The organism is Bradyrhizobium sp. Leaf396 (genome assembly GCF_001424605.1).
Lineage (GTDB): Bacteria > Pseudomonadota > Alphaproteobacteria > Rhizobiales > Xanthobacteraceae > Bradyrhizobium > Bradyrhizobium japonicum_C.
On sequence record NZ_LMQJ01000023.1, the window covers coordinates 360299 to 373075 of the forward strand.

Annotated in this window: 11 protein-coding genes; 6 read left to right on the forward strand and 5 right to left on the reverse strand. The window is 63.8% G+C overall.

Annotated features, from left to right (window positions below):
- The first annotated feature begins 54 nt into the window (after positions 1-54).
- Both ASG57_RS21835 and ASG57_RS21840 read left to right on the forward strand, forming a co-directional pair.
- The gene (locus ASG57_RS21835; protein ID WP_200948576.1) at positions 55-459 is read left to right on the forward strand and encodes a hypothetical protein; all 405 of its coding nucleotides are present in this window, start codon (positions 55-57) and stop codon (positions 457-459) included.
- A 391-nt stretch (positions 460-850) separates the two neighbouring features.
- Positions 851-1867 carry a TorF family putative porin gene (locus tag ASG57_RS21840; RefSeq protein WP_057197493.1) on the forward strand — a complete coding sequence of 339 codons (1017 nt, stop codon included), beginning with the start codon at positions 851-853 and terminating at the stop codon, positions 1865-1867.
- Positions 1868-2128: 261 nt separating this feature from the next.
- Here ASG57_RS21840 and ASG57_RS21845 read toward each other — a convergent pair whose 3' ends face one another.
- Positions 2129-3886 (reverse strand): ABC transporter ATP-binding protein/permease, encoded by a 1758-nt coding sequence (locus ASG57_RS21845; protein ID WP_057197413.1) that lies wholly within the window; start codon positions 3884-3886, stop codon positions 2129-2131.
- A gap of 313 nt (positions 3887-4199) precedes the next feature.
- Between ASG57_RS21845 and ASG57_RS21850 the strand changes: the two genes are divergently transcribed.
- Both ASG57_RS21850 and ASG57_RS21855 read left to right on the forward strand, forming a co-directional pair.
- Entirely contained in the window at positions 4200-5864 is a 1665-nt protein-coding gene (locus ASG57_RS21850; protein ID WP_024337512.1) for an L-lactate permease, read from the forward strand.
- Positions 5865-5995: 131 nt separating this feature from the next.
- Positions 5996-6394, forward strand: a complete 399-nt coding sequence (locus ASG57_RS21855; RefSeq protein ID WP_057197415.1) for an META domain-containing protein — start codon at positions 5996-5998, stop codon at positions 6392-6394.
- Positions 6395-6448: 54 nt separating this feature from the next.
- Here ASG57_RS21855 and ASG57_RS21860 read toward each other — a convergent pair whose 3' ends face one another.
- The 3 genes from ASG57_RS21860 to ASG57_RS21870 form a co-directional block, all read right to left on the reverse strand.
- Positions 6449-7660 (reverse strand): hypothetical protein, encoded by a 1212-nt coding sequence (locus ASG57_RS21860; protein WP_024337514.1) that lies wholly within the window; start codon positions 7658-7660, stop codon positions 6449-6451.
- Positions 7661-7804: 144 nt separating this feature from the next.
- Entirely contained in the window at positions 7805-9436 is a 1632-nt protein-coding gene (gene groL, locus ASG57_RS21865; protein WP_057197417.1) for a chaperonin GroEL, read from the reverse strand.
- Positions 9437-9613: 177 nt separating this feature from the next.
- Positions 9614-9910, reverse strand: coding sequence for a co-chaperone GroES (locus ASG57_RS21870; protein ID WP_008544107.1), 297 nt, complete (start codon positions 9908-9910; stop codon positions 9614-9616).
- Positions 9911-10226: 316 nt separating this feature from the next.
- Here ASG57_RS21870 and ASG57_RS21875 point away from each other — a divergent pair, with 316 nt between their 5' ends.
- Positions 10227-10748: a hypothetical protein gene (locus tag ASG57_RS21875; protein WP_024337516.1), complete on the forward strand. Its 522-nt coding sequence runs from the start codon at positions 10227-10229 to the stop codon at positions 10746-10748.
- A gap of 101 nt (positions 10749-10849) precedes the next feature.
- Here ASG57_RS21875 and ASG57_RS21880 read toward each other — a convergent pair whose 3' ends face one another.
- Positions 10850-11635 (reverse strand): protein phosphatase CheZ, encoded by a 786-nt coding sequence (locus ASG57_RS21880; RefSeq protein WP_024337517.1) that lies wholly within the window; start codon positions 11633-11635, stop codon positions 10850-10852.
- Positions 11636-11949: 314 nt separating this feature from the next.
- Between ASG57_RS21880 and ASG57_RS21885 the strand changes: the two genes are divergently transcribed.
- Positions 11950-12777, forward strand: a complete 828-nt coding sequence (locus tag ASG57_RS21885) for a L,D-transpeptidase (protein ID WP_024337518.1) — start codon at positions 11950-11952, stop codon at positions 12775-12777.

The window sequence follows — 12777 nt, forward strand, 5'->3', positions numbered from 1 at the left end:
TTCAGAGCCTGAGCCTTCCTCCCGAGGTGACGACTGAAGACGCCCGATCGACCATTGTTCGGCGGCAACAGGAGGACCACGATGGCGAAAGCGAAGAAGAAGAAAAGCAAGAAGGCCAGAAAGGCCAAGAAGGCTGTAGCGGCCAAGAAAGCAACCAAGAAAGCAGCCAAGAAGTCCGCGAAAAGGTCGGCTAAGAAAGCCACGAAGAAGACTGCAAAGAAATCTGCCAAGAAGGCCGCCCCGAAGAAAGCCGCCAAGAAGGGCGCGGCAAAGTCGGCCAGGAAGGCCGCACCCAAGAAAGCCGCAAGGAAAGCGGCACCGAAGAAGGCGAAGGCAGCTCCTGCTCCGAAGCCGTCAGCACCGGCGGAAGCTCCGGCTGCCGAGCCTGCCGCCGAGACTAGCTGGGCGATGCCTTCGCCTTCTGCGGAGCCGGCGGCGGCTGCCGAGGGTCAGGGGTAGGGTCGGACTTTCCATCCCCTTGGAAGAACAGAAGGCCGCAGCGCCGGGCGCTGCGGCCTTTTTGCATCGTTGCAAGCAGGGTGGACCGCCGCGTTCCTCCGCGCGATCTGATTCGTGGCCCTGGGATCACGCCGGCCAACGACGTCCGGACTAACACGGGGCTCCTCTGCACTTTGGAATGCAAATAATGTGATCAAGAAGCCACACAGGCGGACAACCTTTCGTGAAACCGTCAAAACGCCCAAAAAGTCGGCAGATGCCCGCCCTTTTTGCTTCTCGGTTCACGCCCCTCAATTCAAATTGTCGCAGTCACGCAATTTTGCAGATGGGTCGTATGCCCCCGGGGGGCTTCCGGGATCCGACCGAGTAAGAACTGGCGATGGGGATCGAAATGAAAAAAGTGGCTTTGTTGGCAACGGCGCTGGCAATGGTGACGACGGGTTCGGCTTTCGCGGCGGATTTGCGTGTGAAGGCGCTGAAGGCCCCGCCGCCCCCGGCCTTCGACCCTTGGGATATCGCCTTCGGCGGCGCGATCATGAGCAACTACGTCTTCCGCGGCATCACCCAGTCGAACCACAAACCGTCGGTCGCCGCCTATTTCGAGCCGCGCTACAACGTCACCAAGGATCTCCAGCTCTATATCGGCCTCGCCGGTGAGAGCATCTCCTTCCCGAACCGCGCGGCGGCCGAGATCGATGTCTACGGCGGTATTCGCCCGACCTTCGGTGCGTTCGCCTTCGACATCGGCGTCTGGGGTTACCTGTATCCGGGTGGGACCTGCTATTACGGCGCAGCAACCGACACCGCCGGCAATCCGCTCAGCGCCGAGTGTGCCGCCAACGCCCTGCTCAACGGCAACGTCATGAAGAGGGACGTCAGCTTCTTCGAAGTCTACGGCAAGATGACCTACACGGTGAATGACAATTGGGCATTCGGCATCAGCGAGTTCTATTCGCCGAACTTCCTCAACACCGGGGCTTGGGGCAACTACACTTCGGTCACGGCCAAATGGATAGCGCCGAGCACCACCTTCGGCGCGAGCGGCGTCGGGATGTACGTGTCCGGCGAGTTCGGCCGTCAGTGGTTCGGCACCTCCGATTCGTTCTATGGCACGGGCATTGCCAGCCCGCTGGGTGGCGGCCCGTTCCCGAACGGCATCAAATATGCCGACTACAACACCTGGAATATCGGTGTCGGCTTCACCTACAAGGTCATGACGTTGGATCTCCGTTACTCCGACACCGACCTGAGCAGGGGTGATTGCAATGCCTTCACCAGCGACTATACCGCCGGCGGAACGACCAATGCGACCCCGATCAACCCCGGCGGAGCCGGCTCCAAGTGGTGCGGCGCGACCGGCATCGCCAAGCTCTCGTTCGATCTGACGGCGATGACCAACCTGAAGTAAGTTTCTTCCAAGCGACTTGGCGAGGGCGGCAGGGCAACCTGCCGCCCTTTTGCTTTGGCTGCGGTCTCTTCACGAAAGTCATGCCCGGGCTTGGCCCGGGCATCCACGTCCTTGGCAGCGCCGCACAACGAGCGCGCAGATGGCCGGGACGAGGCCGGCCATGGCGAAGCAGCAGCGGCAGCGAACAGCCACCGAGCGCCTTCTCGCCGGGAGGGACTTGGCTTCAATTCGGAGGAGAACAGATGCGGCTTGCGCTCCGCCTCAGCGCGCCGCGCTCGGCTCCGCTGCAGCCCGTTCACCGCCGAGGACATGGATTGTGCCATCTTTCACCAGCGCTACCTTGCGCGTGTGGAAGGCGTCGAGCGTCGAGCGGTGGCCGATCGAGACGATGGTGGCCTGCGGCAGCTTCTCCGCCAGCAGCCGGTAAAGCCGCGCCTCGGAGGGCTCGTCCAGCGAGGCGGTCGCCTCATCCAGGAACAGATAGTCCGGCATGTGCAGCAGCGCGCGCGCAAGCCCAAGGCGCTGCTGCTCGCCGAGCGACAGCATCCGATTCCAGTGACCCTCCTCTTCAAGCCGCTCTGCGAGGCCCGGCAGCCCGACCGCGACCAACGCGTCGCGCACTTGCGCTGGGGCGAACGCGCCGGGTGCTGCCGGATAGACCACGGCGTCGCGCAACATGCCGACTGGAAAATAGGGCCGCTGCGGCAGCATCATCAGCTTTGCCTTTTCCGGGATGACGACCGTGCCTGTGCCGAACGGCCAAACTCCGGCGATGGCCCGGAACAACGTCGACTTGCCGGAGCCCGACGGTCCGGTCACCAACACGCGCTCCGACGTCTGAATGGCGAAGCCCTTGGCGGCGACCAGCGGCGTGCCGTTGGGCAGGTTCACGCAGAGCTGCTCAAGCTCGATATGGCCGCTGCTGCCGGCGACTTCCAGCGCGATCGCAGGCTCATGGAGCGGCAGGTTCGCGGCCGAATCGACCGACATTTCAAAGCCATCGAGGCGCGCAACGATCGACCGCCACTCCGCCAGCGACCGGTAAGCCGTGACGAAGAACGACAAGGCGCCCTGTACGCTGGAAAAGGCGGATGCGGTCTGCATCATGTCGCCAAGCTGGATCTTCTTGGCGAAGAAGGCCGGGGCCACCAGCACGTAGGGAAAGATCACGGCGGCCTGCTGATAGCTGGCCGTGAACGCGGTGAGGCGTTTGGTCCGGCTCATGATGGCGTACCAGTTGGCGATCACGAAGCCGAAACGATCGAGCAGGCGGGCACGTTCGGCGCCTTCGCCGTTGAGCAGCGCGATCTGCTCGGAATTCTCGCGGACGCGGACGAGATTGAAGCGGAAGTCAGCCTCATAGCGTTGCTGTTCGAAGTTGAGGTTGACCAGCGGTGCGCCGATCCAATGCGTCAGCGCGGTGCCGAAGATCGCGTAGATCAACGCGCCCCAGCACAGATAGCCGGGAATCATGACATCGGTGCCGAACAGGCGCAGCGGTGCCGCGTTTGAAAGGCCCCAGAGGATGATCACGAAGGAGAACAGCGTCACGATCGACGAGAGCAGGCCGAGCCCGATGCTCAGCGTCTGCTCGACGAAGTTCTTGACGTCCTCGGTGATGCGCTGGTCCGGGTTGTCGGCCGCATCGCCCTTGAGCTGCATGCGGTAATGCGTGGCATTCTGCAGCCATTCGCCGAGATAGTGCCGCGTGAGCCATTGCCGCCAGCGAATCTGGAGCCACTGGTTGAGGTAAAGCTTGTAGACCGCGAGCGCGATATAGGTGAACGCGAGCGCGATAAAGATCCAGATCTCCCGCACGAAGGTGTCCCAGTCGCTGGTCTGGAGCGCGCTGTAGAACCGGTTCTGCCACTGGTTCACCAGCACATCGATCGCGACCAGTGCCAGTTCCATCGCGACCACCGCGGCGAGCAGGCCGCGCCCGGCCCATTTGTCCTCGGATCGGAAATAGGGGGCGGCGATTCGCCAGACGATCGCGAGCGTGGCGCTGATGTTCTTCACAGAGCAGGGTCTCCTCGGGGAATGCGTGTATAGCGGCCCAGGGCCAAAGACTTGAGGCAATGTTGGAAACGGGCGCGGTTAGACCAAAGTCGCAAGCTCTACAATTTGCGGTGGATTGTCGCACCCGGCGACCCTAGCATGGGGCTCGACGGCGCGGGTGGATGCTCAGGGATTTTCGCGAGCTTGTGAGCGGGCGGGAACCGCCGCGTTCGCGAGGAATTTGCGTCCAGCTCAGGCTTTATCGCTTCAGCTTCAAGCAGGACCGGCTCTCCACGCGGGCCGCCTGCCACAAACATGCGTGGGGAGAAAGACCATGTGGAATCAAGTCTATGATCCGCTGAACAGCCCGGTGCTGTCGACGATCGCGGCGGCGGTGCCCGTCGTCACGTTGCTGGTGCTGATCGCGAGCGGGCGCGTCCAGGCGCATATCGCGGCCATTATTGCCGTGATCGTGGCCAACCTGATCACGATCTTCGTCTTCACCATGCCTGCGAACATGTCGATCCGCGCCTCGGTGCTGGGCGTCGTGACCGGTTTCTTTCCCATCGGCTGGATCGTTCTCAACGTCATCTTTCTCTACCAGGTGACGGTGGCCACCGGGCGCTTCGAGCTTTTGAAGCGCGCGGTCGGTGGTGTCACCGAGGACCGGCGGCTGCAATTATTGCTGATCGCCTTCTCGTTCGGCGCATTTTTCGAGGGCGCCTCGGGCTTCGGCACGCCGGTCGCGATCACCGGCGCGGTCCTGATCGGTCTCGGCTTCTCGCCACTCGCAGCTTCCGGCCTGTCGCTGATCGCCAACACCGCCCCGGTCGCCTATGGCGCTCTGGGTACGCCGATCCAGGGCCTCTCCTCCGTCACCGGGATCGATCCTTACATCCTCGGTGCGATGGTCGGCCGGCAATTGCCGGTCTTCTCGCTGATCGTGCCGTTCTGGGTGGTGTGGGCATTCGCGGGCTGGAAGGGCATGAAGGACGTCTGGCCGGCGATCTTCGTTACCGGCATATCGTTTGCCGTCCCGCAATTCGTGATCTCGAACTACATCAATCCCTGGATCGTCGACATCGGCGCGTCGCTGATCTCGATGGGCGCACTGATCCTGTTCCTGAAGGTGTGGCAGCCGAAGCAGCTCTGGCTGTCGCCGGCGTTGCGCGGCAATGATGAATCGGCCGCCACCATGGCGGCGGCAAGGCCGCTCGACAAGACGCCGCTGACGCAGAGCGAGCTGTTCAGCGCGCTGCTGCCTTGGATCATCGTCTGCATCGTGATGCTGATCTGGGGCAACGGTGGCTTCAAGGCGTGGGCGAACTCGATCTTCGTCTGGAACTACCCCGTGCCCGAGCTGCACCAGATGATCAACAAGATGCCGCCGGTTGCGCCGGGCCCGACGAAAGAGAGTGCGGTGTTCGCCTTCACCTACTTGTCCTTCACCGGCACGGGCATGCTGATCGCTGCGATCATCGCAGGCATCCTGATGGGGGTCGGTCCCGGCAAGCTGGCGGCCGAGTACGGCCGCACCATCCGGCTGTGCGCGATCTCGCTGATCACGATCTCGGCGATGCTGGCGATAGGCACGCTGACGCGCCTGTCCGGCGTCGACGCCACGCTCGGCCTCGCCTTCGCGGCGACCGGCGTGCTCTATCCCTTCTTCGGCACGCTGCTCGGCTGGCTCGGCGTGGCGCTGACGGGATCGGACACCGCCTCCAACGTGCTGTTCGGAAACCTGCAGAAGATCACCTCCGAGCAGCTTGGCCTGTCGCCGGTGCTGATGGCGGCGGCGAACTCCTCCGGCGGCGTCATGGGCAAGATGATTGATGCGCAATCGATCGTGGTCGCCTCCACCGCCACCAACTGGTACGGCCATGAGGGCACTATCCTGCGCTTCGTGTTCTGGCACTCGATCGTGCTGGCGTGCCTCGTCGGCGTGCTCGTGACGCTGCAGGCCTATGTCTGGCCGTTCACGGAGCTGGTGCTGAAGTAGCGATCGATGTCGCTGACGACGCAAATCCCCGCGAGGATCCCCTCGCGGGGATCTTTGCATCTGCGCGAACCTTCTCAAGGACGCGGCCGTCTTATAGAAGGTGCCGCGAATCAGGTCGGTCCAGGGGTTTCATGGTTTCGCTCAAACGATTGATGTGTGCCGCGGTTGCAATGCTCGCGATGTCCACATTCGCGCGTGCCCAGGAGGGGTTTCCGTTCGGTACCGAAATGACGCTGGAAGCGCTGCCGCAAGCCGGCTCGAAGCGGATACCGAACATCGAGATCGGCGACCACGGCGAGGTTGTGCTGGAGCTTTGGTGCAAGGGCGGCAAGGGGCAGTTCTCGGTCGCCGGCAACACCGTGATCTTCGTTCCCGGGCAGATCCAGGACCGTTCCTGCCCGCCCGCCCGGGCCCGGGCCGACGACGAACTCCTGGCAGCGCTCGGCAGCGTCGAGACCTGGACGCGCCAAGGCGACGTGCTCACGCTGATCGGCCCGAAACCGCTGCGTTTTCGCACGACGGGGAATTGACCGTCAGGTCCTTCCGGGTTCGACGCCTGAGGCGTCGCCCCGGAATAGACTACGTCACTTCCACACCGACTTGTCCGCGTCCCAGTGCTGGCCCTTCAGCTCCCGGGCAAGCGCCTCGATCGACCCGTTGTCCTCGGGAAGATCGCCTTCTTCGTCCAGGCTCGCGTCGTCGGACAGATTGAGTTTGGCGCCGCCGCTCTCGTCGGCAGTCGTGGTGGCGGGACTGCCGATCCAGAGCATGAGCTTGTCGGTGGAGCCCGGCTTGTCCGGCGATACGAGCCCTGCGACCTCGATCGTGTCGGTGAGCTCGAGCGCCGGAAAATCCTGATTGGGCCGCTTGAACACCAGCTTGAGCTTGCCCGTTGCGGGATCGAAGTCCTGCGAGACCGGCTTTGCGGCGAGTGTCCTGCTCAGCACGTTGGCCACCGCAGTCGCAAGCCTGGCTTTGTTGATCTTGTCGCCCTCGCGCCAGTCCGCCGCGGGGAAGCGGATGGTCCGGTCCATCTCGGTCATGCCCGCGGTCCAACCTGCCGCCGTGACGCCCGGCATCGCCTTGAACTTGGCCAGCAGCGCGCCCGCACGCTCTGGATCGACCGACATGTTGATGGTCTGCTCGCCCGCGCGCAGTGCATCGCAGCCGACGCTGAGGCTCGCCAGCGTCACCTCGACCTCCTGGCCCTTCAGGCTCTTCAGGAAGTCCGTCGCAGCGTCGAGCTTGACCCTGACCGCAATCGCTTCCGGAGAAACGTCCGTGAAGTCCTTCGGCTGGGAGGTGATGCCGTCGTCGGAGGTCTGGTTGTCCAGGAATTCCCTTTCGCTGAGGTCGGAATTGTCGGGCGATGTGACCTCGGTCACGGCCTGGCCGATCGAGATCTGGCCGCGGAATTCAAACGTGTCGCCGGACTGCTTGCGCGTCAGCTTGACGCTGACCGGCGACTTCTCGCCAAGGCTCTGCGTCGTTCCGGTCAACGTCTGCCCCGCGACCTGGAGATTGACGACGAAGCGGTCCTTGCGGTCGGAATTCCTGGCGATCGGGTAACAGACATCGAGCACCGCCGCGGTGACATTCTTGCCCTGGCGCGTCTCTTTCAGGATCACGTCGGCATTGCCGTCCATCAGTCCGTCGATCGAGGTGAAATAGCGCGTCTCGGTTCCGCCCGGTGCTGTCGCCTTCGGCGACAGCTTCATCTGGGCAGGGGCCCGATCCGGCCAAACGGCGAGCAGGGCCGCCACGACGGCCGTCGAACAAACCAGAAGCGCACGCATCGATGAAATCCTCGCGCAATCGAATCGGCGCGCCACCGTAGTGGGTTTTGGCCGCTGGTTGAATCGGAAAGCGAAAGGGGAAGGTCGGCAAAAAAGAAGGCCGCCCGGAGGCGGCCTTCGCAATCAATGTCGTGGGGTGGAGGCTTAGAAGCCACCCATCCCGCCGCCGGCGGGCATGGCGGGCGGCGCGTCCTTCTTCGGCGTTTCGGCGACCATGGCTTCGGTGGTCACCAAGAGGCCGGCCACGGAGGAGGCGTCCTGCAGCGCGGTGCGAACCACCTTGGCGGGATCGATGATGCCCTTCTCGACCATGTCGACATAGTCCTCGTTCTGGGCGTCGAAGCCGAAAGTCTCGGACTTGTTCTCCAGGATCTTGCCGACGACGATCGAGCCCTCCACGCCGGCGTTCTCGGAGATCTGGCGGATCGGGGCTTCCAGCGCCTTCAGCACGATGTTGATGCCGGCCTGGACGTCGTCATTGGCGTTGGTGAGACGGCCCACGGCCTTCTTGGCGCGGAGCAGCGCGACGCCGCCGCCGGGGACGATGCCTTCCTGCACCGCGGCGCGGGTGGCGTTGAGCGCGTCCTCGACGCGGTCCTTCTTCTCCTTGACCTCGATCTCGGTGGCGCCGCCGACGCGGATCACCGCGACGCCGCCGGCGAGCTTGGCGAGGCGCTCCTGGAGCTTCTCGCGGTCGTAGTCCGAGGTGGTCTCCTCGATCTGGGCCTTGATCTGGCCGACCCGGGCCTCGATGTCGGGCTTCTTGCCGGCGCCGTTGACGATCGTGGTGTTCTCCTTGTCGATCACCACCTTCTTGGCGCGGCCGAGCATCTTCACCGTGACGTTCTCGAGCTTGATGCCGAGCTCCTCGGAGATCAGCTGGCCGCCGGTGAGGATCGCGATGTCCTCCAGCATGGCCTTGCGGCGGTCGCCGAAGCCCGGCGCCTTGACGGCGGCGACCTTGAGGCCGCCACGCAGGCGGTTGACGACCAGGGTGGCCAGCGCCTCGCCCTCGACGTCCTCGGCGATGATGACGAGCGGCTTGCCCGACTGCACCACCGCTTCGAGCACGGGCAGCATGGCCTGGAGGCCCGAGAGCTTCTTCTCATGCAGGAGGATGTAGGCGTCCTCGAACTCGGCGGTCATCTTCTCGGGGTTGGTGACGAAGTAGGGTGAGAGATAGCCGCGGTCGAACTTCATGCCCTCGACGATGTCCACCTCGGTCTCGAGCGACTTGTTCTCCTCGACGGTGATGACGCCCTCGTTGCCGACCTTCTGCATGGCCTGGGCGATCATCTTGCCGATGGCGGCATCGCCGTTGGCCGAAATGGTGCCGACCTGGGCGACCTCGGAAGAGGAGGCGACCGGCTTGGCGCGCTTCTCGATGTCCTTGATCACGGCGGCGACGGCGGAGTCGATGCCGCGCTTGAGGTCCATCGGGTTCATGCCGGCCGCAACTGCCTTGGCGCCCTCCCGCACGATGGCCTGGGCCAGCACGGTCGCGGTGGTGGTGCCGTCGCCGGCGAGGTCGTTGGTCTTGGAGGCGACCTCACGCACCATCTGGGCGCCCATGTTCTCGAACTTGTCCTCGAGCTCGATTTCCTTGGCGACGGTGACGCCGTCCTTGGTGATGCGGGGCGCGCCGAACGACTTCTCGATGACGACGTTGCGGCCCTTCGGGCCGAGCGTCACCTTGACGGCGTTGGCGAGAATGTCGACGCCGCGCAGCATGCGATCGCGCGCGTCTCCGGAGAATTTGACGTCTTTGGCAGCCATCTCTCAATCCCTCGTGTTCGTGATGTGTCTTGCCGCTTCTTCTTCGTCATTGCCGGGCTTGACCCGGCAATCCATCATGTTGCGAAACGTGCTGGACGCCCGGGTCGTCTAGCGCGAAGACGCGCTTCTGCCCGGGCATGACGAGACGATATTCAGCGGCCGTTCAGGCGAATGGCCCTAGGCCAGCACGCCCATGATGTCCGACTCCTTCATGATCAGGAGCTCTTCGTTGTCGATCTTGACCTCGGTGCCCGACCACTTGCCGAACAGCACGCGGTCGCCGACCTTGAGGTCGATCGGGATCAGCTTGCCAGTCTCGTCCCGGCCGCCGGGGCCGACGGCGACGATTTCGCCCTGGGAGGGCTTTTCCTTGGCAGTGTCGGGAATGATGATGCCGCCCTTGGTCTTTTCCTCGGCGTCGATACGTTTGACCACGACACGGTCATGCAGCGGACGAAATTTGGATTTAGCCATGACGTTTCCCTTTGGAGGCTCGCTTAGGAAATAGTGGAAGTCGGTGGGGCGGCGCTTCCGTCCACCCTCTCATCGAGAATCGAACGGCGCGCTTAGCAATCGGGCTTTCCGAGTGCTAATAGTGGGCCCGGAAATATGGCTTGGCCGCGATCCTGTCAAGCAAAGGTGGTTAAGCGGTTGTTGAGGCGGATATAGGATGGTGGCATTGGAAACTCGTTCGGGGTGTCGGCGTACAGAAGGACGTCATTGCTCCGGCAGCAGTTTTGCGCTTGGCTGCGGGAGGGGTGCGGCCATGGTCTTGTTCGGGGGGAATGCCATGATCAGTTCGGCTCACGCGCGCACGGTTGCCAATCTGGCCGCCGCCTCTTGTCTGGCGCTGCTGCTGGGAGCCTGCGGCGGCGGCTTCAACCTGCCGTCCTTGACGTCCTCCCCGCCGCCGCCCGAAGCCGAGCCCGGCGTGGCTCCGGAAATGCCCGCCACCATCCGCGCCGACGAGATCGTCGGCCGCTGGGGCCTCGCCTCGTTCCAGAACCCCGCCGACCGTGCTCGCACAGAAGCCGCCGCGCGCGCCCAATGCAAGAACCCCTACGTGATCACCGCCGGCTCCTCCGGCGGCGTCATCATGCATCTCGCCGACCAGGCGACGCCGCAGGAACTGCGGCTCAAGGGCTCTCCGAGCGGCAAGAACTACATCGGTCCCGCCGGTCCGACCCCCGGCGACCAGGACCGCGAGATCATCTCCTTCGACGGCCGCGTCCTGATCACCCGCTTCATCGACAAGGACGCCGCCACCCGCTACGGCAACATGGTCTACGTCCGCTGCGCGCCCCGGGCGTGAGGTGGCCTCCGGCCTAACCCCTCGTCATTGCTTCGCTCAAAGCAAAACGCCGGTCCTGGGACCGGCGTTTTTGTTTCTCGTCATTCCGTATCCGCGACCGCTCAGTCGAACAGCGCGTCGATGTCGTCCTGCGAGGCGTGGCCGACGTCGCCGGCGAGCTTCGGGCCATTGAGCAGCTTCTCGTCGTCGCTGCGGTTGTCGACCTGCGCAGGCACATGGGCCTTGATCGCGTCGACGCCGCCCCAGATGTCCATCATCGCATTGATGTGCTGCTCGATGAACTTCATGGTGTTCATGACCTTGCTGATGCGCTGGCCGGTCAGGTCCTGGAAGTTGCAGGCTTCGAAGATCGAGATGACGCGTTCCTGGATGTCGTCGGCGAGCCGCTTCTGCTGATCGGCCGAGTCGACCTTGGACATCGCGCTGGCGGCCTGGTCGATCGATTCCGCGGCCTCGAGGATCTGCTGGGTCGCCTGCTCGGTGCCGCCGACCACCGCGCCGAGCTCGCCATTGACCTTGGCCATCTCCCCGCCGTCGAAGCTCTTGCCGTGCAACGTTGCGATTTCGCGCTTGGTGCGATCGATGGCGTCGTGGATGAGGTCGAGCTCGACCTTCAGCTTCTCGCACTGCTCGATCTGCGCTCGGTAGGTGTCGAGCATGGCACGCGCTTCGGCGAGCTCGTGAGCCGTCGAGGCGTCGATCGCCGCCATGGCTGCGCTGCCGGACAGCGGAGCCGCGGCGAGGCCCTTCGCCATCTGTGCGCGGATCGCACGCAGCTCGGCCATGATCTCGCTATGCATCGGGAGTACCTCTTCAGTCACGTCTAGAACGGGCATCTCGCCAGCAACGATATCCTCGACACGAAAACGCTTGCGGTGAACAGCCATCAGGATACTCCCCCCACCTCACTCACGCGTCTTTGTAGGCAGAAGCGATTTAACACGAAGTTCACAGCCGGAACCGCTCGGCGGCTTCGCGCGACGCTGCGCAAGCGGCGATTAACCATGGACGCGCGACGTTCATGGAAAATAAACGCTGATTGCCAAATTGCGCCGTCGCTCGCGACGTGGTGAATCCAAACGCTCGTTCCGTTTACCAAACAAAACGGCTTTTGCCTTTTATTGACCACGTCGCGGGCGCCGATCAGCCAGGCACCGTCTACGGGGTGTGTGATCTAGACGAAACAGTACAGAGTACGTCGATGTTCAAAAAAATGTCTGTCGCGCTGCTCGGCAGCGCTTGTACCTTCATTGCCGGCGTGAACGAAGCCGGCGCCTTCGACAACAGCGTGCCGAACGATCCGCCTGCGGTGCTCTACGCGCCGCGGGTGCCGCCAGCGCCGGTGCGCGTCGCTTCAAATTCGAACCTGGGCGGCGGCTTCATCGAGTTTCTGTTCGGCGACGGCCCCGGACGCGGTCCGGCTTACGCGCCCGAGCGACCGGTATATCAGCAGCAGCCGGCTTACTACGATCAGCGCCGCCTGCCGCCGATGGGCGAGCCGCAGATGCAGGGTGAATATCAGCAAGGCGCAATTCAGCAAGGCGCGCTGCAGCAGGACGCCGTCGACCCGCGGCAGCGTCCGTTCGATCCGAAATTCGAGAAACAACTTGTTGACTATAACGGCAAGGAAAGTCCCGGCACGATCGTGGTCGACACGCCGAACAAGTTCCTCTACCTCGTCGAGGGCAACGGCAGGGCGATGCGCTACGGCATCGGCGTCGGCCGTCCTGGCTTCACCTGGTCCGGCGTGAAATCGATTACGGCCAAGCGCGAATGGCCGGCATGGACGCCGCCGGCCGAAATGCTCGCGCGCCGGCCCGATCTGCCCAGGCACATGGAAGGCGGCCCGGACAATCCGCTCGGCGCCCGCGCGATGTATCTCGGCTCGACGCTCTATCGCATTCACGGCTCCAACGAGCCCTGGACCATCGGCACCAACGTCTCCTCCGGCTGCATCCGCATGCGCAACGAGGACGTCATCGACCTCTACGGCCGCGTCAGTGTCGGCACCAAGGTCGTGGTGTTGTGA